Genomic DNA, 20,111 nt, shown 5'->3' on the forward strand with positions numbered 1-20,111 from the left:
TGCGGAGTGTTGGTCGGACGGGTGGACGGGTTGAGTGGTGTGGTGGGCGCGGCGCGGTGCTGGTGGGGTGGGCGCCATCCGTGCCTCGCGGGGCGGCCAAAATCGGGGCAAAACATACATCTATATGGCGTTATGTCTGTATTTGGGAGCAGGGGGCACGGACACCGTCGAAAGGGAACGCTCATGGGAGCCGCAACCCACCTCCTCGCGGGCGCCGCACTCGCCATCACCCCTCTGACCCCGGCCGCCGCCGGCACCATCACCCACCGCAGCCCGACCTGCCACTACGTCAACCAGACAGCCGACCCGGCCCCCGTCAGGCTGGGCCCTGGCAAGAAGCACCGTAAGACGGCCGAGCTGCCCCCGTCCGACACCCCCGTCAAGGCCACCTGCGCCGCCAGGGGACGCGGCCCCGGCCACTGGGTGCGGGTCAAGGACGGCGAGCAGAAGGGCCGCTGGATCTGGCGGAACAGGCTCCAAGCCTGGACGGGGGAGTGATCAGCGCCCCAGGAAGGCCAGCAGCCGCTCCAGCGGCCACGTGTTGATGACGTCGTCCGTGGTCAGCCAGGCCCGCTGCGCGATCCCCACCCCGAACCGCTGGTTGGCCAGGTGCGGGATCGCGTGCGAGTCGCTGTCGATCGAGAACTTCACCCCGTGGTGCCTGGCCAGCCGCACCAGGTCGGACGGCAGGTCGGAGCGGTCGGGGAAGGAGTCGATCTCCATGGCGGTGCCGGTGCGGGCCGCGGCACGGAAGACGGCGTCCCAGTCGGCGTCCACGGGCTCGCGCTTGCCGATCTTGCGGGTCGTGGGGTGGCCGATGATGTCGACGTACGGGTTCTCGCAGGCGGTGATGAAGCGGCGGGTCATCTCGTCGCGTGACATGCCGAAGTGCGAGTGCACGGAGGCCACGCACACGTCGAACTCCCGCAGGACCTCTCCCGGCCAGTCGACCGAGCCGTCGGGGGCGATGTTGAGCTCGGTGCCGTGCAGGAGGCGCATGTCGGGATATTTCGCTTGCAGCTCGGCCACCCGGCCCCGCTGTTCGAGCGCCTTGTCCAGGGTCATGCGCTGCATCGCCAGGTCGGGCGCGTGGTCGGTGACCGCGTAGTAGGCGTAGCCGCGGGCGTGACCGGCGGCCACCATGTCCTCCAGGGAGGCGATGCCGTCGGTCAGGTCGGTGTGGGTGTGCAGGTCGCCCTTGAGGTCGGCCAGCTCGACCAGGACGGGCAGCTCGCCGGCGAGCGCCGCCTTGACCTCCCCGCCGTCCTCGCGCATCGGCGGCGGAACGTACTGCATGCCGAGGGCGTCGTAGATGTCCTCCTCGGACTCGGCGGCGATCACCCGCTCGCCCTCGAACAGCCCGTACTCGGACAGCTTCCAGCCCTTCTTCACCGCCATCTCCCTGATGGCGACGTTGTGCTCCTTGGAGCCGGTGAAGTACTGCATGGCCGCGCCCCACGAGCCGGCCGGCACCACGCGCAGGTCCACCTGGATGCCGGACGTGGTGCGGATCGAGGTCTTCTTGTCGCCGGCGGCGATGACGTCGGCGACGTACGGCTGGGCGCGGAAGTCCTCCATGATGGACTCGGGCGCGACCGCGAGGATGTCGATGTCGCCGATCGTGTCGCGCATCCGCCGCAGCGACCCCGCGTACGCGATGCGCTCGGCCTTGAGCGAGCCCATCACCTGCTCGGCCAGGGACATCGCGACGCCGATGTGCACCCGGCGGCCCGACTGCTCCAGCTGCTCGATGCCCTTGAGCAGGTTGGCCAGGGTCTTGGGGCCGAGGCCCTTGACGCCGTCGAGACGGCCGGAGGTGATCGCCTCGCTCAGCGCCGTGGTGGAGTCGATGCCGTAGTCCTCGAACAGCATGATCGCGGTCTTCGGGCCCAGGGACGGCACCCTGGTCAGCCGCCGCACGCCGTCGGGGACGCGGCCCCGCAGGTCGTCGAGCTGCCGGAAGCTCCCGCGCTGCAGGAACTCCTCCATCTTCTTGGCGATGGCCTCGCCCACCCCGGGCACGGAGCGCACGTCGACGACCGAGATGTCCTCGGGATACCCGGCGATCGCCTTGGCCGCCTTCTGGTAGCTCCGCACCCGGAAGGCGTCGCCGCCGCAGAGCGCGAACAGCTCCGCGTATTCCTGCAGCGCCGCCGCCGCTTCCTCGTTTGCCCGCATGCCCATACCTTAGGGGGCCGCTACGACAGTCCTGGCTGCGATGGCTCTCCCGCGAGGGCCCGCAGAGGCGGGCGATCCTCCACGCGAGGAGGGCCGGTCCAGGGTGCGGGGGCCGTTGGGCGTGAGGAGGGCGGCAGAAGGGGGAGCCGGACGCCGCCCTCCAGCCGGCTCCGTCGTTCAGAAGCGCACCTCACGAGGCCGGTACGGCGCCTCCAGGAACGCGATCTCCTCCTCCGACAACTCCACGGAAACGGCCGCCACGGCATCGTCCACGTGCCGCTCCTTCGTGGCCCCCACGATCGGCGCGCTGATCTCCCTCCGGGCCAGCACCCAGGCCAGCGCGATCTGCGCCGCGGGCAGCCCGCGCTCCGCCGCCACCTGCGCCACCCGGTCGATGATCAGCTTGTCGTTCTCCGGGTCGTACAGGTAGTCGATCCGCTCGTCCGAGCCCGTCCTGGCCGTCGCGGTGGCGGAGCCGGCCCTGGCCAGCACGCCGCGCGCCAGCGGGCTCCACGGGATCACGCCCACGCCCTGGTCGGCGCAGAGCGGCAGCATCTCGCGCTCCTCCTCGCGGTAGAGGAGGTTGTAGTGGTTCTGCATGGAGACGAACCTGGTCCACCCGTTGGCCTCGGCCACTTGCTGGGCCTTGGCGAACTGCCAGGCCCACATGCTGGACGCCCCGAGGTAGCGGGCCTTGCCCGCCCGGACCACGTCGTGCAGCGCCTCCATGGTCTCCTCGATGGGCGTCTGGTCGTCCCAGCGGTGGATCTGGTAGAGGTCCACGTAGTCGGTGCCGAGCCGGGTGAGCGAGGCGTCGATGGCGTCGAGGATGTGCTTGCGCGACAGACCGCGGTCGTTGCGCCCCCTGCCCATCGGGAAGTACACCTTCGTGGCCAGCACGTAGTCCTCGCGCCTGGCGAAGGTGGCGCGCAGCACCTCGCCGGTCACGACCTCGCTCGCGCCCGCGCTGTAGACGTCGGCGGTGTCGAAGAACGTCACGCCCGCGTCGGCGGCCCTGCGGACGAGGGGCTCCGCCTCGTCCCGCGCCAGCGCCCACTGCTGCTCGGCGGGATCGCCGTAGCTCATCATGCCCAGGCAGAGCCGGGAGACCTTCAAGCCTGATTGACCCAGTTGCGTGTACTTCATGGCACTCACCATATGACCAGATATGTCCACGTTACCTAGTGGGTGGATGCGAAATCAGGTTTGTCCAAAAGCGGAAATGACCTTTACACGGGCGACGCTGATCGGGTCGATTAGAGGAACGTTGCAAAACGGTGGGCGCCCTGGCGACGTGCCTGATCCGGCAGACCCGAACGCATACCGGGGGTGAGGTGGAAGACACACGCGGTGGACTCGTGTCCAGGGCCCGTGCCAAGCTTCGTGATCGGCGTGCCAGGCGGAAAGACCTGCGCGCCCGGCTCAGGGAACTTCCCTGGGTGGGCGGCCTCGGACTGGCCGCCGGGATCGCCGGGCTGTCGGTGCCGATCCTGACCGGGCTGGCGAGCTCGGGCATGGTGGCCGAGGGCGCGCTGGCGCTGCTCGTGCTGGTGGGCCTGCACGTCAGGTTCGTCACCGAGACCCCGGTGCGCCGGGCCGGCGCGTGGTGGATCGTGGCCGTGCAGGCGTGGCTGACGTACCTGCCGCTGACCGTGTTCGGCGCGGCGTGGACCCCGGTCTGCGGGCTGCTGGCGGGGGCGCTGCTGGTGATGGCGGGCCGGATCCGCTCGACCGTGCTGGTGCTGCTGGCGCTGGCGTGCGGGCCGGTGGTGCTCGCGGCTCCGGACCGGTCCATGATCGACCCGCTGTGGGCGCTGGCCGCGCCGCTGACCGGCCTGGCCGAGTACGCGGTGATCACGCTGGCCAGGCGGGCCAGGCAGCTCGACGAGGCGCGTACCGACGTCATGCGCAGGGCCGTCGCCCTGGAGCGCCGCCGCTTCACCCGCGACCTGCACGACCTGGTCGGCCACCGGCTGACGGTGCTGGTGCTGAAGGTGCAGCTCCTGGAGCGGCTGGTCGCCGAGCAGGACCCGAAGGCGCAGGACGAGGTGAGCGAGACGCTGGAGCTGCTGCGCAGCCTCTCGACGGACGTCAGGGCGGTGGCGCATGGTTTGCGCAGCTCCTCGCTGGCCGCCGAGCTGGGCTCGGCGCGCTCGCTGCTGGAGTCGGCGCGGGTGCGCTGCCAGATCAGGGTGTCCTGCCGCGACCTGCCGGGCGACGTGGAGGAGGCGCTCACGCACGCCCTGCGCGAGGGCGTCACGAACGTGCTGCGCCACGCGGAGGCCCGCCAGTGCTCCGTGCATCTCCTGGAACGTGACCACATGGTGCGCCTGACGATCAGGAACGACGGGGTGCGCCCGCCGCGCCGCCCCGGCGACGCCGGCCAGGGCCTGCTGAACCTGGCCGAGCGCGTCTCCGGCCTCGGCGGCTGGCTGGAGGCCACCTCCTCCAGGACCGGCCAATTCACCTTCAGCGTCTACGTCCCGCGAAAGAAATAATCGCATCCCGGTCAATGATGTGGATTTCACAAATGCCATTTACATAGGCATGTATTGGTGCTGAAGGATGTGACTAGCCGGGCGGCTCCAACGGCGAGAGGCTACTGAGCACACCGCCCCGGAGGTTCCGCCCAGATGGACAAGTACGAGCTCTATTGCCTGGTCGATCCGTGTTTCTACGACACTCTCGAGCACAGCACGGCAGCAGACGCCGACTTTCCCATTCTGCGCAGGTCGCTTCCCGCCGGCTGGGCCTCGGCGCTCACCGACACCTGGTGCTATTTCTCTCCCGAGCACGAGCCGCCGCTGCCTTCGCAGGGCTGGAAGATTCACGTGTCCGCCCGCGTGGAGGACGCCGAAAAGGCCATCGAAGCGGTTTGGGACTACTGTTTGCCGCGCGGCATCGCGTTCAAGTTCCTGCGCGGCGTCCCCGTGCTCGTCATGGTGAACTCCAAGGCCGCCTCCCGGGCCTCCAGCGGCAAGCTCCTCACGATCTACCCGCGGGACGAGGCGCAGCTCGAACTGGTGCTCAAGGAGCTCGACGAGCTGCTGCGCGACGTGCGCGGCCCGTACATCCTCAGCGATCTGCGCTACAACGAAGGACCGCTGTTCGTCAGGTACGGCGGCTTCGCCGAGCGCCACTGCCTGTCCCCGGGAGGCGAGCGCGTGCTGGCCGTCGAGGACGGGGACGGCGCGCTCGTGCCCGACGTACGGGGCGCCACGTTCTCGGTGCCGCCGTGGACGACCCTGCCGGCGTTCCTGGAGCCACAGCTCGCCGCCCGCAACTCCGTGACGACGACCGGGCTGCCGTACACGATCGAGAGCGTCCTGCACTTCTCCAACGGCGGCGGCGTCTACCTCGGCCGCGACACGCGGACCGGCGAGCGCGTGGTGCTGAAGGAGGCCAGGCCGCACGCCGGGCTCGACACGGCGGGCCGCGACGCGGTCGCCAGGATCGAGCACGAGCGCGACATCCTCGAACGCCTGTCGGGCCTGCCCGCGGCTCCCGCGCCGCGCGGCTACTTCACGCTCGGCGAGCACCATTTCCTCGTGCAGGAGTTCATCGACGGCACGCCGCTCCAGCGGCGGCTCGTGCACCGCTACCCGCTCACCCGCGCCACCTGCACCGAGCAGGACCTGGCCGAGTACACCGAGTGGGCGGTCGAGACGCTGGAGCAGGTGGCGCGCGCGGTCGGCTCGCTGCACGAGCGCGGGGTCGTCTTCGGCGACCTGCACCCCGACAACATCCTGCTGACCGACGACGGCCGGGTGGCGCTGATCGACTACGAGGTCGCCACGCTCGCCGACGACCGGGCTCGCGCCGCGCTCGCCCATCCCGCCTTCGCCGCCCCGGCCGACCGCCAGGGCGTGGACGTGGACCGGTACGCGCTGGCCTGCCTGCGCCTGGGCCTGTTCGCGCCGCAGTGCACGATCATGCTGCCGCTGCACCGGCCGAAGGTGACGCACCTCGGGGAGATCGTCAAGGAGACGTTCCCCGTGCCCTGCGGCGTGATCGACGAGGCCGTCGCCACCATCGCGGGCGGCGCGCACGACGGCACGACCGTGCCCATGCCGGGCGTGGCGGGCTGGCCCGAGCTGCGGGACGCCATGGCCACAGCGATCACGGCCGCGGCCACGCCCGGGCGCGACGACCGGCTCTTCCCCGGCGACGTGGCGCAGTTCCGGCCGGGTGGCGGGCTCAACCTCGCGCACGGCGCGGCCGGCGTGCTGTTCGCCCTGCACAGCGCCGGCCTCGGGCCCTTCCCCGAGTACGAGCGCTGGCTGCGCGAGCGAGCCCGCCGCCCCATCCAGGGCTCCGGCCTCGGCCTGTACGACGGGCTGCACGGCATCGCGTACGTGCTCGGCCTGCTCGGGCACCACGAGGACGCGCACGACCTCATCGGGATCTGCCTGCGCGAGAAGTGGGACCGCCTGGAATCGGCGCTCATCTCCGGGTTGTCCGGCATCGGGCTGAACCTGCTCCACTTCGGGCACACCGACCTGGCCCTGCACGCGGTGGACATCTGCGCCGCGCGGCTCGACGCCCCCGTGCCCGAGATCAGCGGCGGCGCCCACCCGCGCGCCGGGCTCATGCACGGCTCGTCCGGCCCCGCGCTGCTGTTCCTGCACGCCTACGAGCACACCGGCGACCCGGCGCTGCTCGATCTGGCGGCCACCGCGCTCCGGCAGGACCTGCGGCGCTGCCGCCACTCCGAGGACGGCTCGCTCCAGGTCAACCAGGGGTGGCGGTTGCTGCCGTACCTCGACGAGGGGTCCGCGGGGATCGCCCTCGTGCTGGAGCGCTACCTGCGGCACCGGCACGACGAGGCGTTCGCGACGGCGCTGGCCGAGCTGCGGCTCGCCGGGCGCGCGGGCTTCTTCGTGCAGGCCGGGCTGTTCACCGGGCGCGCCGGGCTCATCGCGGCCGGCGCCGGGGACCTGCCCGAACTGGTGAAGGGGCTGCGGTGGCACGCGCTGCCGTACGCCGGGGGACTGGCCTTCCCCGGCGACCAGCTCCTGCGCCTGTCCATGGATTTCGCGACCGGAACGGCCGGCGTGCTCTTCGCCCTCGCCTCGGTGATGGGCGGAAAACCCTGCCAACTGCCGTTCCTCGGGGCCGCACCCGAGCGGCCTCTCCCCGACGACACCACGGAAGGAGGTGTACGACATGGTACTTCTCGACCTGCAGGGTCTTGAGGCCCCCGCGGCCAGCGACGTGGCCAGCGGCGGCAGCACGCTGACCGTTCTGTCCTGCCACTCCGGCAGCCCCAGCAACCTCAGTGTCGCTCTCTGCCACTGATGTGCGAATAACCGTCCCCGCGCCGTCCACCACGGCGCGGGGACATTCACAAGCGGCCACATGCACAGAGGAGGCGTCACCTTGCGGGCAGGAGACCGGCTGGTGATCGGCGCGGTACGGCGCAGCGGACCGTGGACCGCCGTGCTGGCCGTCACGGCAGTCGCGGGAGCGGCCGCCGAGCTGGCCGTCCCGTACCTGATCGGCCGCACCGTGGACGCCCTCGTGACGCGCCAGCCGGCCGGCACCCACTGGCTGGCGCTCTGCGCGGGCGCGGTCGCCGCCGTCATGCTCTGCGAGAGCCTCGGCGTGTGGGCGCGCGGCGCCAGTGGCGCCCGTGCCGCCGCGACCCTGCGCTCCGGCGTGCTGCGGCACGTGCTCGGCGCCGGCTCGGCGGCCACCCGCCGCTTCCCGGAGGGCGAGCTCGTCACCCGGGCCGGCCTGAACGCCGAGGAGGTCGGCAGGGCGCCCGAGACGGTGACCAGCGCGCTCGCCCTGCTCGTCCCCACGGCGGGGGCGCTGGTCGCGCTCACCCTCATCGCTCCCGTCCTGACGCTGACGCTCGGGGCGGGCATCGTCGTCATCCTCCTGGTCCTGCGTGCCTTCCTGCGCACGACGACCACGATCGCGGGCGGCTACCAGCAGGTGCAGGGCGAGATCGCCGCCCGCCTCGTGGAGGCGCTGGGCGGCGCCCGCACCATCGCCGCCGCCGGCACGGCGGACCGCGAGTCGCGCCGCGTGCTCGGGCCGCTGCCCGGGCTGCGCGCGCACGGGATGGCACTGTGGCGGGCCAACGCCTCGGCCGCGGTCCGGTCCGGGCTGGTGGTGCCGCTGCTGGAGGTCGCCGTCCTCGCCGTGGGCGGCTTCATGCTCGCCGCGGGCGACCTCACCGTCGGAGAGCTGTACGCCGCCGCGCGCTACGCCGTGCTCGGGGCCTCGCTCAGCACGGCGCTCGGCCACATCAGCGGCCTGGCCAGGGCGCGCTCCGCCGCCGGACGGGTGGCCGAGGTCCTCGACCTGCCACCCGTCCGGTACGGCGAGCGCACGCTCCCGCCCGGCCCCGGCACGGTCGAGTTCCGCGACGTGGCCGCGAACGGCCTGACCGTCGGCGACCTCACGCTCCCCGGCGGATCCGTCACCGCCGTCGTCGGGCGCTCGGGGGCGGGCAAGTCGCTGCTGGCCGCGCTGGCGGGGCGGCTGGCCGAGCCCGAGCGGGGCGCCGTCCTGCTCGACGGCGTGCCCCTGGCGGAGCTGTCGGAGGAGGAGCTGAGGCGGGCCATCGGCTACGCCTTCGAACGCCCGGTCCTGACCGGCGAGACGATCGGCGAGGCCATCAGCCCCGAGCCGGCGCCCGTCCGGGAGGGGGCGGCCCTCGACGGCCGGCAGCCGGGGGCGCATCGGGTGGCGGAGGCCGCCGAGGCCGCGTGCGCGGACGTGTTCGTCCGGCGGCTGCCGCTCGGGTACGCCACCCCGCTCGGCGACGCCCCCATGTCCGGCGGCGAGCGGCAGCGCATCGGCCTGGCCAGGGCGTTCGCGCAGGGGGAGCGGCTGCTGGTGCTCGACGACGCCACCTCAAGCCTCGACACCGTGACCGAGCGCCAGGTCGGCCAGGCCCTCACCACCGACCCGCTCGGCCGCACCCGCCTCATCGCCGCCCACCGGCTCGCCACCGCCGCCCGCGCCGACCAGGTCGTCTGGCTCGACGGCGGCACGGTCCGCGCCGGCGGGCCGCACCACGTGCTGTGGCAGGACCCGGCCTACCGGGCGGTCTTCCAGGGAGCCGAGGAAGCCCGGGAGATCCAGGGAGGCGCGCCGTGAACCCGATCGCCCGCGCCCTGCGGCGGGAGCCGAGGCAGCTCGTCAGGCTGGGGCTCTGGTCGGTGGTCGAGGCGGCGCCCGCGTTCCTCATCGGGCACGCCGTCGCCCGCGCCATCGAGGACGGGTTCGCCCCGGCCGAGCCGCTGATCGGGCTCGGCTGGCTGGCCGCGCTCGGGATCACGTGGCTGGCGGGGGCCGTGGCCGCGCGGCAGGTCGTGCTGGCCGTCGCCGCGGTGGCGGAGCCGTTCAGGGACGATCTCCTGACCCGGGTGGTGGAGGGCGCGCTCAGGACGGGCTCGGGGGGCGACAGCGCCGCCGTGGCCAGGGCCGGGCTCCAGGTCGAGCTGGCCAGGGACTCCTTCGCGGCCGTGGTCACCACCGTGCGCGGGTTCGTGTTCACGGTGGTCAGCGTCGTGCTGGGGCTGCTGACCCTGGCTCCCGAGACGCTCGTGCTGGTCATGCCGCCCTTCCTGGCCGGGCTCGGGCTCTTCCTGGCCTCGCTGCCCGCGCTGGCCCGGCGGCAGCGCGCGTACCTGCTGGCCGACGAGCACCTGGCCGAGGCCATGATCGGCATGGCGGGCGGGCTGCGCGACATCGAGGCGTGCGGCCTGCGGGAGAGCGTGACGGGCCGGCTCGAACGCCGGGTCGGCGCGCAGGCCGCCGCCGCGCGCACGCTCGCCCGGGTGAGCGCCGCCCGCACCGCGGCCCTGGCCGCCGGCGGCTGGCTGCCCGTCGTCCTCGTCCTGGCGGGAACCCCGTGGTTGCTGGAGCGGGGCGTGGGGGCCGGGGTGATCGTGGGCACCCTCGCGTACGTCGCCCAGTCCCTGGCCCCCGCGCTCGGCGGGCTCGTGCAGGGGCTCGGCGTCAGCGGCGTCCGGCTGGCCGTCTCGCTCGGCCGCATCCTGGCCATGGCGCCGCCTGCCGCCCCCGACCCGCCCAGGATCCGCCCGATCACGAGCGAGATCAGGCTCGACGCCGTCACCTTCGCCTACGGCCCGCACTCCGCGCCCGTGGTGCGAGGCCTGGACCTGACGGTCCCCGAGGGCGACCACCTGGCGATCGTGGGGCCCAGCGGGGCGGGCAAGTCCACGCTGGCGTCCCTGCTCAGCGGCGTGCTGCGGCCCGGCAAGGGCGAGGTGCTGATCGGCGGCGTGCCCGCCGACCGGCTCGACCCCGCCGCCCGCGTGCTGATCCCGCAGGAGGCGTACGTCTTCCGCGGCACGCTCCGGGAGAACCTCCTCTACCACGCGGAGACCGGCGCCGCCCTGGCGGAGGCCGTCGAGGCCGTCGGGGCGGGCGGCCTGGTGGAGGAGCTGGGCGGGTACGACGCGCAGGTCGAGCCGGGCGCGCTCTCGGCGGGCCGGCGCCAGCTCATCGCCCTGGCCCGCGCCTACCTGGCCCCCGCCACGCTCGTCATCCTCGACGAGGCCACCTGCCACCTCGACCCCGCCACCGAGGCCAGGGCCGAGGCCGCGTTCGCCCGGAGGGGCGGCACGCTCGTCGTGATCGCCCACCGCCTGACCTCCGCCCTGCGCGCCCGCCGCATCCTGCTCATGGACGGCGCCCGGATCACGCTCGGCACCCACGAGGAGCTGATCCGGACCTCCCCCTTGTACGCCGACCTGGCCGGCCACTGGCACCCGGAGCCCGTCTCATGAGATACCCGCCCGCCGAACGCCTCCCCCTCACCGACCGCTCCCACGGCCACGAGATCGACGACCCGTACCGCTGGCTGGAGGACCCCCTGGATCCGCGCACCCAGGCCTGGCTGGCGGCCCAGGACCGGCTGTGGCGCGACAGCGCAGCCGGGCTGTCCCAGCGGGAGCGGTTCCTGGCGCGGCTGACCGAGCTCAGGGACACGGGCCTGGTGACCCCGCCCGTGTGGCGCGGCGACCAGCGCTTCCACCTGCGCCGATCCCCGTCGCAGGAGCACCCCGTGCTCTGCTGCGACGACCGCGTGGTGCTGGATCCCATGGAGCTGGACCCCAGCGGGCTGACGACGCTGGACGGCTGGCAGCCCGACCTGGAAGGGCGCCGCCTGGCGTACCAGATCTCGCGCAGCGGCGACGAGAAGGCCTGCCTGTACGTGCGGGACCTGGCCACCGGCGAGGTCGTCGACGGGCCCATCGGCGGCTGCCGCTACTCGGCGGTCGCCTGGCTGCCGGGCGGCGGGGCGTTCTACTACGTCCGCTTCCAGCAGGGCGTGTTCCTGCACACGATCGGCTCCGCCGAGGCGGACGTGCCCGTGTTCACCAGGGGCGCGATCTCGTACGGCGTGCAGATCAGCCCCGACGGCCGCTGGCTGACGATCTCGGCGGGCACCGCGTCGGGCAACTCGCTCTGGCTGGCCGACCTGGCGGGCGAGGACCCGGCGCCCCGGCCCGTACAGGAGGGCTCGCCCGCCCGCACGGCAGGCGCGGTGGCCGGCGACGGCCGCCTGTACCTGCTCACCGACAGGGACGCGCCCCGCCGCAGGCTCTGCGTGGCCGACCCCAGGACCCCCACGGCCTGGCGGGAGCTGATCCCGGAGGACGAGGAGGCCGTGCTGGGGGCGTTCACGCTGCTCGACGGCGACCGGCTGCTGGTGTCCAGGACGCGGCACGCGGTGGGCGAGATCGCCGTGCACGACGCCCGCACGGGGGAGCGGCTGAGCACCGTGCCGCTGCCCGGCAACGGCTCGATCGCCTCGCTCACCTCCCGCCCGGGAGGCGGCCCCGAGGCGTGGTTCGCCTACACCGACGCCGTCACCCCCGCGGAGATCTGGCGCTACGACGCCCGCACGGACGCCACCACGCGCTGGTCCGCCCCGCCCGGCCGCGTCACGCTGCCGGAGGTGCGCAGCTCCCACATCGAGTACGCCTCCGCCGACGGCACCCTCGTCCGCATGGTCGTCGTCGCCCGCCCCTCCCGTGGGGGCCCGCGCCCGGCGATCCTCAGCGGGTACGGCGGCTTCGGCATCCCCCTGATGCCCGGCTACGCCGCCGACTCCCTGGCCTGGGTCGAGGCGGGCGGCGTGCTGGCCATCGCCAACCTGCGCGGCGGCGGCGAGGAGGGCGAGGCGTGGCACCGCGACGGCATGCTGGAGCGCAAGCAGAACGTGTTCGACGACTTCGTGGCCGCCGCCGAGAAGCTGATCGCCGACGGCTGGACGACCCCGGAGCAGCTCGGCATCTGGGGCGAGTCGAACGGCGGCCTGCTCGTCGGCGCCGCGCTCACCCAGCGGCCCGACCTGTTCGCCGCCGTCGTGTGCTCGGCCGGGCTGCTCGACATGGCCCGCTACCACCTCAGCGGCCTCGGGCCCTCGTGGACCGGCGAGTACGGCGACCCCGACGACCCCGAGCAGCTCGGCTGGCTGCTCGGCTACTCGCCCTACCACCACGTGCGCGAGGGCGCCCGCTACCCGGCGACGCTGTTCACGGTGGCGGCGGCCGACACGCGGGTGGACCCGATGCACGCCCGCAAGATGTGCGCCGCGCTGCAGTGGGCGAGCGGCGGTGACCGGCCGATCCTGCTGCGCCACGAGCCGGACGTGGGCCACGGGGCCCGGGCCGTCAGCCGCTCCGTCGGGCTGGCCGCCGACGTGCTGGCCTTCCTGGCCGAGCACACGGGCCGCTCAGATCCAGCCTGACTCCCTGGCGATGCGGATGGCGTCGATCCTGCTGCGCGCGCCCAGCTTGGCCGTGGTCCTGGACAGGTAGTTGCGGACCGTTCCCTCGGCCAGGTACAGCGAGGCCGCGATCTCCCCGACCGACGCCCCGTCCGCCGCGGCCCCGATCACGTCCAGCTCGCGCGGCGTCAGCGGCGCCTCCTCCGGCCGCATGGCCGCGATCGCCAGCTCGGAGTCGATGACCCGCTCCCCCTCGGCCACCCTGCGGATGCCGTCCGCGAGCTGCCCGGGGGGCGCGTCCTTGGCCATGAACCCGCGGACGTGCACGTCGAGCGCCCTCTTGAGCAGCCCGGGGGTGCCGACGCCGGTCAGGATGAGCACCCCGCACTCGGGTAACTTCTCGTGCAGCTCCCGCGCCGCGTCGAGCCCGTCCATGCCGGGCAGGGCGATGTCGAGGACCGCGACGTCGGGCCGGGAGGCCCGGGCCGCGGCCAGGATGCGATCGCCCCGTTCGACCTCGGCCACGACTTCGATGTCCTCTTCATAGGCCAGCAGCGCCACGAGCGCCCCTCGTACCAGCTTCATGTCTTCAGCGAGCAACGTTCGAATCACCATGCGTCCTTGCGGTCGACCAGGCTTGCAACGTCTGCGGGCCTCTTTATCCTGCCGTATTGACCCAATCAAGAAAAGTACTTCTATTTAGCCGTAAATCCGTCTTATCGCGGACGGCTCGTACCCCGATGGAGGCCTACCAAGCGTCGGGCCGATTGGGAGATGCTGACGAACATGAAACCCCGCGTGCGGCCCCTTCCGCCCGAACAATGGGACGACTACACCAGGGCCCATCCGTACAACGTGTTCGCCACCCTGGCCCGCCACCCGGGCCTGTACCGGGGGTGGCGGGGTCTCCACGGCGTGCTGCAGGACGGCACGCTGCCCGCCAGGGACCGGGAGCTGGCCGTCCTGCGCACCGCCCACCACTGCGGCAGCGCCTACGAGTGGGGCAGGCACGCCCGCCTCGCCCAGGAGGCGGGCCTCACGCCGCAGGAGATCGAGCTGGTGCGCAGGCCGGACGCCCTGTGGTCGGTCGAGGACCAGCTCGTGCTCCAGGTGGCCGACGACCTCTACTACGCGGGCGACCTGACGGACGCGACGTGGGCGGCGCTGTGCGACCGCTACGACGAGGCCGGCCGGATCGAGCTGATCATGCTGGTGGCCCACCACGGCATGCTGGCCCTGGTGCTCAGGACGCTGAGGGTGCGGCCCGAGGACTGAGCGGTGGTCACCGGGGAGTGATCATGGTGACGCCCGGCACCGAGCCGATCGAGGCCAGCGCCTTGCCGGCGTCCGCCAGCCCGATCGTGCGGGTGACGAGCTGGTCGGGGTGCAGGATCCCGGCCCTGATCATCTCCAGCATGGGCGGGTAGGCGTGCGCGGCCATGCCGTGGCTGCCCAGCAGCCGCAGCTCCTGGCCGATCACCCGGCCCATCGGCACCGGCGTCGCTCCGCCGGGCAGCAGCCCGACCTGCACGTGCCGGCCCCGGCGGCGCAGGCTCTCGACGGAGGCGGCGCACGTCGCGGGGCTGCCCAGCGCGTCGATCGAGACGTGCGCGCCGCCCCTGGTCAGCTCCCTGACCTGGGCCGCCGCGTCACCGGCCGAGCCGTTGACGAAGTGCGTGGCCCCCGCCAGCTCCGCCAGGTGCAGCGCGTCGGTGCTGATGTCGACCGCCACGACCCGGGCTCCCGCCGCCGTCGCGATCATCACGGCCGACAGGCCCACGCCGCCGCAGCCGTGCACGGCCACCCATTCGCCCGGGCGCACCTCGCCGACCTGCGCCACGGCGCGGAACGCGGTGGCGAAGCGGCAGCCGAGGCCGGCGGCGGTGGCGGAGGCCAGGTCCTCGGGCACGGCGACGAGGTTGACGTCGGCGTGGTCGATGGCGACGTACTCGGCGAAGGAGCCCCAGTGCGTGAAGCCCGGCTGCGTCTGACGCTCGCAGACCTGCTGCTCGCCGGTCGCGCAGGCGGCGCAGGTGCCGCACGCGCAGATGAACGGCACGGTCACGCGCGCCCCCGGCAGCCAGCCGCGCACGTCGGCGCCCACCGCCTCGACCACGCCCGCCAGCTCGTGCCCCGGCACGTGCGGCAGGACCTTGATGTCGGGGTCGTGGCCCTGCCAGCCGTGCCAGTCGGACCGGCACAGCCCGGTCGCCTCGACCCTGATCACCGCTCCGTGCGGGGCCGGGGAGGGATCGGGCAGCTCGCGCACGTCGAGCTCCCCACCGAAGATGTCAAAGGCAACCGCTCGCATCTCATGAGCTTAGAGTGAGTTGCCGCAGCTCGCGCAAGGCCTGGTGCGAAGGTGAGCCGGGTTCGGTGGTGTAGAGCACCAGGCGCAGGTCGTCGCGGTCGGGCACCGGCATGACCTGGCAGATCGTCTCGATCGTGCCGACGACCGGGTGGTGGACGTGCTTGCGCTGCTCCCTGCGCACCGCGACCTCGTGCCTGGACCACAGCTCGGCGAACTCCGGGCTGAGCGCCAGCATCTCGGCCACCAGCGCCTGGAGCGCCCGGTCCTCGGGGTAGCGGCCGGCGGCGATGCGCAGGTCGGCGACGGAGGCGCGGGCGAAGCGGCCCTTCTCCTCGTCGGTGAGGTGCTCGGCGATGTCGGGCGACATGAACACCCAGCGGATGACGTTGCGCCGGTCGGGCGGAGTGGCGTCGAGGTCGCCCATGAGCACGCCGGCCATGGTGTTCCAGGCGCGGATGTCGTAGCGGGCGTCCAGGACGTACGCCGGCACCTCCTCCAGGAACGTGATCAGGTGCAGCAGGCTCCCCGGCACGTCCTCCCTGATCCTGGGCGGGTCCAGCGGCTGGTCGGCCAGGTGGAACAGGTGGGTGCGCTCGTCCTGGCCCAGCATGAGCGCCCGGGACAGCGCGTTGAGCACCTGCCTGGAGGGGTGCGGGCCCCTGCCCTGCTCCAGCCGGATGTAGTAGTCGATCGACATGCCCGCGAGCTGCGCGACCTCCTGCCGGCGCAGGCCGGGCGTGCGGCGGCTGCCGCCCGCCGGCAGGCCCACGTCGGCGGGGGTGACGCGGGCGCGCCTGACGCGGAGGAATTCGGCGAGTTCGTCGCGGTTCATGCCTCCATCCTGGGCCGAAGGGCGGCCCCGTGGGTGGTACCGCTGATCCCAGCCTCTCCGGGTCTCTCCCGCGAGCCCGTCAGGAGGGCCGAACGTGGAGGCATGACGAGGATCGCGCTCATCACGGGCGCCAACAAGGGCATCGGCTACGAGATCGCGCGCCTGCTGGCCGGGCAGGGCGTCACCACGATCGTGGGGGCGCGGGACGACGAGCGCGGCAGGGCCGCCGCGGAGCGGCTCGGGCAGCCGTACGTCCGGCTCGACGTCACCGACGGCGAGAGCGTGTCCGCCGCCGCGAAGTGGATCGACGGCGAGTACGGCCGGCTCGACGTCCTGGTCAACAACGCCGGCGTCACCGGAGACCCGGCCGGCTTCCTGCCCAGCGCCGCCACGGCCGCGCACCTGCGGGAGGTCTACGAGACGAACGTGTTCGGCGTCGTCACGGTCACGAACGCGATGCTGCCGCTGCTGCGCAGGTCGGGGGCGGGGCGGATCGTGAACATGTCGAGCGAGCTCGGCTCGCTGGCCATGGCGATGGACCCGGCGAGCCCGTTCGGCGAGTTCAACGCCCTGGCCTACAACTCCTCCAAGTCCGCGCTCAACATGGTCACCGTCTGCTACGCCAAGGAGCTGAAGGACACCCCGATCAAGGTGAACGCGGCCAACCCCGGCTACTGCGCCACCGACCTCAACGATCACCAGGGGTTCCGCACGGCGGAGCAGGGCGCGGCCATCGCCGTGCGGCTCGCGACCCAGGACGAGGACGGCCCCTCCGGCGCCTATCTGGAGGATGCGGGCACTGTCCGCTGGTGAAGGTGTCAAGGCTGACATTTGGGACAGATTGGGGTGATGGGAAGAGATCTGGATAAGGAGCGATTTACCGAGGCGGAGTACACCCGCTTCGGGGAACGCATCCGGGAGCAGCTGGGCGTGCTGCGTGAGCTGCTCGACACCCCCGGTTTCGGTCAGGGCCCGGTCACGATCGGGGCCGAGCTGGAGCTGTTCCTGATCGACGACGAGGGGCGGCCGCTGCCGCGCAACGACCAGGTACGGCAGGCCCTGGGCGACGACCGGGTGGTGCTGGAGCTGGGCCGCTACAACCTCGAGGTGAACCTGACCCCGCTGCCCCTGGCGGGCAGGCCCTTCGAGCGGCTGAGCGCCGAGGTGCAGGAGACCATGACCAAGGTGGACGGGGCCGTGGCGGGCGGTGGCGCGCTGCCCATCGGCATCCTGCCGACGCTGGACACCGAGGACTTCACGCTGGGCGCGATGAGCGACCAGAACCGATACCGGGCCATGAGCAGGGGCATCAGGAGGCTGCGGCTGGAGCCGTTCCTCGTGAAGATCGACGACTTGGAGCTGTCGGTCGAGGACGTGATCCTGGAGAGCGCCAACACCTCCTGGCAGGTGCACGTCCGCACGCCGCCCGAGCACTTCGCCAGGCTGTTCAACGCCGCCCAGCTCGCCATCGGGCCGGTGCTGGCGGCGTGCGGGAACTCGCCGTTCTTCCTGGGGCGCCGGCTGTGGGAGGAGACCCGCATCGCGCTGATGGAGGAGGCCGCCGACGACCGGGACGTGCAGCGGCGCGAGCGCAGGGACGGGCGGGTGACGTTCGGTTCGGACTGGGTGCGCGAGGGCGCGCACGAGCTGTTCGAGCGGTACGTGCAGGACTACGACCCGATCGTGCCCGACCTCACCGAGGGGGCGGAGCGGCACGAGGTGCCGGAGCTGCGGCTGCACCAGGGCACGATCTGGCAGTGGAACCGCCCCGTCTACGACCCCGCCGACGGCGGCCACCTGCGCATCGAGATGCGGGCGCTGCCCGCCGGGCCCTCCTGCGCGGACATGGCGGCGAACACGGCCTTCCTGCTCGGGCTGACGCTGTCGCAGGCCGAGCGGGACCTGACCGGCTACCGGTTCGCGACGGCGTACCAGAACTTCTACCGCGCGGCCATGCAGGGGCTGGACGCCAAGCTCTCCTGGCCCGGCATGGAGGGCGAGCACGACGCCGCGGAGTTGGTGCTCTACCTGCTGCCCGAGGCCAGGAAGGGGCTGCTCGGAGCCGGGGTGGCGCCGAACGACGCCGACCGGGCGCTGGACGTGATCGCCCAGCGCACCCGGCTGCGCCGCACCGGCTCGGCGTGGCAGCGCGAGGCGCTGGAACGCTTCGGCGGCGACCGGCGCGAGCTCGTCCGGCGCTACCGCGAGCTGGCGCTCTCGGGGACCCCCGTGCATCTGTGGAAATGATTCGCCAACCTTCGCCATCCCCGGTCCGTCAAACTGGTCAAGAGACGGAAAAGGTGAGGCAGATATGGCGGGTACGGGGATGGTTCCCACCGACAAGGCGGCGTTTGCCCTCATTCGGGAGACGGGGGACCTGGCGGACGGGGCGGCCAAGCTGGCCGGCGAGATCGGCGGCACGTCCGTCGAGGCGGTGCTGGCCCAGGCCAACAGGACCGGCGCGCGCAGGGGCGCCGCGGCCGCCATGGGCTCGATGCGGCCCCGGCCGGCCGATTGGTACGCCTTCGACGACAAGGACCAGGACACCGCCGACTGGTACCCGCAAGGCCTGACCGGCAGCGAGGACTCCGGCAACATCGGGATCCCGGCGTTCATCGTGAGCTGGTACTTCAAGCCGGAGGCGGGTGAGCGGGGCATCAGGGTGTCGTTCCTGAGCCCCAAGTCGCTGAAGTACCAGCACGCGCTGCTGGTGCAGGCCAAGCCGGACGGGTCGTACGGGCCGATCGACATCCACGCCGGCGGCATCGCCTGCTACGGCGACCTGCTCTACGTCGCCGACACCACGCGCGGCCTGCGCGTCTTCGACCTCGGCAACGTGCTCGACCTGCGCACCGCCCAGAACGACCTGGGCGACGGCAAGCGGGTCGGCCGCCACGGCGGCAGGCTGCACGCCTTCGGCTACCGCTACGTCATCCCGCAGACCGACTTCTGGAAGGTGGCGCGGCCGGGGCCGCGGTTCTCGTTCGTGTCGATCGACCGCAGCGGCGACACGCCCAGGCTCATCACCGGGCAGTACCAGGACAAGACCCCCGACGGCTGGGTGGGGCGCTGGAACCTCGACCTGGAGGGCGGGGAGCCGCTCGACGCGTTCGTCATGGGGCATCCCAAGATCCAGGGCGCGATGACGTACCGCTCGAAGTGGTATCTGAGCCAGTCGGCCGGCTCCACGGCCAACGGCAAGCTGCTGGTGTACGAGGGCCAGGAGCTGGAGACCAGGCCGTTCCCGATCGGGCCCGAGGACCTGACCGTGCAGGACGGCAAGCTCTGGAGCATCAGCGAGTTCAGGGGCAAGCGGACGGTCTTCGGCGTCAGCCTCTGAGATGCTCCTGCAGAACCTCGCGGTATCGGCGGTCGAAGGCGTCGTAGCGGGCCCGTAGCCCGGCGCCCGGCCAGCCGTCCGGCAGCAGCTCCGCGGGCAGCAGCGGGTCGGCCAGCAGGTGCCGCAGTACGGCGGCGGAGACGAGGAAGCCCTCGGCCAGGCCCTGCGCGCCGTCGAGAGCCCGTTCGAGGCGCCGGGCCTCGGCCGCCCAGCCGTCCAGGTCCCACAGCAGGGGAGTGGGGTCGCGGCGCGGGCGGCCGTCGATCAGCGTGCACTGCGCGGTGACGATCTCCGGCCAGGCGCCGCGCACCAGGTTCGCCGGGCGCAGCCAGGTGCCCTCGCGCAGCTCTGCCAGGCGCAGCGCGGTCATCGTATGCCGGAGCGCGGCCCGGTCGGCGGGCGCGCGCCGCTCGGCGGTCACCACGGCCACCTCCCACGTGCCGTCCCACGGCTTCGTGTGCGGGTCGCGACTCTCGTCCTGCCTGGCCTGGCGCTCGACGAGCCGCTGGGACAGCGTGTACTGCCCGTCGGTCTGCAGCAGGTCGCCGGCCGCGACCATGCGCGACAGCGCCACCCTGACCGTGCCCTCCGCGATGCCGAACAGCGCGCCGATGCGCACCAGGTGGCGGGCGGGCAGCCGGGGCGGGTGGCTGCCCAGCAACGCGCTCAGCACCGCCGAACGCGCACTCAGGCCATTACGCTCTTCCATCGCGTGTCGAGTATATGTAAC

At 72.7% G+C, this 20,111-nt stretch carries 17 protein-coding genes; 11 read left to right on the plus strand and 6 right to left on the minus strand.

Features of this window, described 5'->3' with window-relative positions; all coding sequences use genetic code 11:
- Positions 1-183: 183 nt before the first annotated feature.
- Positions 184-498, plus strand: coding sequence for an SH3 domain-containing protein (locus HD597_RS08175; protein WP_253741162.1), 315 nt, complete (start codon positions 184-186; stop codon positions 496-498).
- Here HD597_RS08175 and polX read toward each other — a convergent pair whose 3' ends face one another.
- Both polX and HD597_RS08185 read right to left on the minus strand, forming a co-directional pair.
- Positions 499-2,178, minus strand: coding sequence for a DNA polymerase/3'-5' exonuclease PolX (polX, locus tag HD597_RS08180; protein ID WP_253741163.1), 1,680 nt, complete (start codon positions 2,176-2,178; stop codon positions 499-501). It abuts the gene before it with no gap.
- 177 nt (positions 2,179-2,355) lie between these two features.
- On the minus strand, positions 2,356-3,324 hold the full coding sequence (locus HD597_RS08185; RefSeq protein ID WP_253741165.1) for an aldo/keto reductase: 969 nt from the start codon (positions 3,322-3,324) through the stop codon (positions 2,356-2,358).
- Positions 3,325-3,617: 293 nt separating this feature from the next.
- Here HD597_RS08185 and HD597_RS65740 point away from each other — a divergent pair, with 293 nt between their 5' ends.
- The 6 genes from HD597_RS65740 to HD597_RS08215 all read left to right on the plus strand — a co-directional run bounded on the left by HD597_RS65740 (position 3,618) and on the right by HD597_RS08215 (position 12,919).
- Positions 3,618-4,676, plus strand: coding sequence for a sensor histidine kinase (locus HD597_RS65740; protein WP_253741168.1), 1,059 nt, complete (start codon positions 3,618-3,620; stop codon positions 4,674-4,676).
- A 135-nt stretch (positions 4,677-4,811) separates the two neighbouring features.
- Positions 4,812-7,373, plus strand: coding sequence for a class III lanthionine synthetase LanKC (lanKC, locus tag HD597_RS08195; protein WP_253741169.1), 2,562 nt, complete (start codon positions 4,812-4,814; stop codon positions 7,371-7,373).
- Complete coding sequence (locus HD597_RS08200; protein WP_253741171.1) at positions 7,345-7,476, plus strand: SapB/AmfS family lanthipeptide; 132 nt, start codon at positions 7,345-7,347, stop codon at positions 7,474-7,476. The genes lanKC and HD597_RS08200 overlap by 29 nt, the downstream gene beginning before the upstream one ends.
- An 81-nt stretch (positions 7,477-7,557) precedes the next feature.
- Entirely contained in the window at positions 7,558-9,291 is a 1,734-nt protein-coding gene (locus tag HD597_RS08205) for an ABC transporter ATP-binding protein (protein ID WP_253741172.1), read from the plus strand.
- Positions 9,288-10,949, plus strand: coding sequence for an ATP-binding cassette domain-containing protein (locus tag HD597_RS08210; protein ID WP_253741174.1), 1,662 nt, complete (start codon positions 9,288-9,290; stop codon positions 10,947-10,949). Before HD597_RS08205 ends, HD597_RS08210 begins: the two co-directional genes overlap by 4 nt.
- Complete coding sequence (locus HD597_RS08215; RefSeq protein WP_253741176.1) at positions 10,946-12,919, plus strand: prolyl oligopeptidase family serine peptidase; 1,974 nt, start codon at positions 10,946-10,948, stop codon at positions 12,917-12,919. The genes HD597_RS08210 and HD597_RS08215 overlap by 4 nt, the downstream gene beginning before the upstream one ends.
- Here the strand turns inward: HD597_RS08215 and HD597_RS08220 are convergent.
- Positions 12,905-13,513, minus strand: coding sequence for a response regulator transcription factor (locus HD597_RS08220; protein WP_276082855.1), 609 nt, complete (start codon positions 13,511-13,513; stop codon positions 12,905-12,907). The genes HD597_RS08215 and HD597_RS08220 overlap by 15 nt on opposite strands.
- A gap of 171 nt (positions 13,514-13,684) precedes the next feature.
- Between HD597_RS08220 and HD597_RS08225 the strand changes: the two genes are divergently transcribed.
- The gene (locus tag HD597_RS08225) at positions 13,685-14,173 is read left to right on the plus strand and encodes a carboxymuconolactone decarboxylase family protein (protein WP_253741178.1); all 489 of its coding nucleotides are present in this window, start codon (positions 13,685-13,687) and stop codon (positions 14,171-14,173) included.
- 7 nt (positions 14,174-14,180) lie between these two features.
- On the opposite strand, the gene HD597_RS08230 is transcribed toward HD597_RS08225, so the two are convergent.
- Positions 14,181-15,209, minus strand: a complete 1,029-nt coding sequence (locus HD597_RS08230) for a zinc-dependent alcohol dehydrogenase family protein (protein ID WP_253741180.1) — start codon at positions 15,207-15,209, stop codon at positions 14,181-14,183.
- A gap of 1 nt (position 15,210) precedes the next feature.
- Positions 15,211-16,041 carry a helix-turn-helix transcriptional regulator gene (locus HD597_RS08235; protein WP_253741181.1) on the minus strand — a complete coding sequence of 277 codons (831 nt, stop codon included), beginning with the start codon at positions 16,039-16,041 and terminating at the stop codon, positions 15,211-15,213.
- A gap of 102 nt (positions 16,042-16,143) precedes the next feature.
- Here HD597_RS08235 and HD597_RS08240 point away from each other — a divergent pair, with 102 nt between their 5' ends.
- The 3 genes from HD597_RS08240 to HD597_RS08250 all read left to right on the plus strand — a co-directional run bounded on the left by HD597_RS08240 (position 16,144) and on the right by HD597_RS08250 (position 19,381).
- Positions 16,144-16,854 carry an SDR family oxidoreductase gene (locus HD597_RS08240; RefSeq protein WP_253741183.1) on the plus strand — a complete coding sequence of 237 codons (711 nt, stop codon included), beginning with the start codon at positions 16,144-16,146 and terminating at the stop codon, positions 16,852-16,854.
- Between the two features lie 36 nt (positions 16,855-16,890).
- Positions 16,891-18,288 (plus strand): glutamate-cysteine ligase family protein, encoded by a 1,398-nt coding sequence (locus tag HD597_RS08245; RefSeq protein WP_253741185.1) that lies wholly within the window; start codon positions 16,891-16,893, stop codon positions 18,286-18,288.
- Between the two features lie 64 nt (positions 18,289-18,352).
- Entirely contained in the window at positions 18,353-19,381 is a 1,029-nt protein-coding gene (locus HD597_RS08250; protein ID WP_253741187.1) for a hypothetical protein, read from the plus strand.
- Here the strand turns inward: HD597_RS08250 and HD597_RS08255 are convergent.
- A complete protein-coding gene (locus HD597_RS08255) occupies positions 19,371-20,090 on the minus strand; it encodes a PaaX family transcriptional regulator C-terminal domain-containing protein (protein ID WP_253741189.1) in 720 nt (239 codons plus the stop codon). The two genes, HD597_RS08250 and HD597_RS08255, sit on opposite strands and share 11 nt — an antisense overlap.
- Positions 20,091-20,111: the final 21 nt, after the last annotated feature.

The organism is Nonomuraea thailandensis, assembly GCF_024172165.1.
Classification (GTDB): Bacteria; Actinomycetota; Actinomycetes; order Streptosporangiales; family Streptosporangiaceae; genus Nonomuraea; species Nonomuraea thailandensis.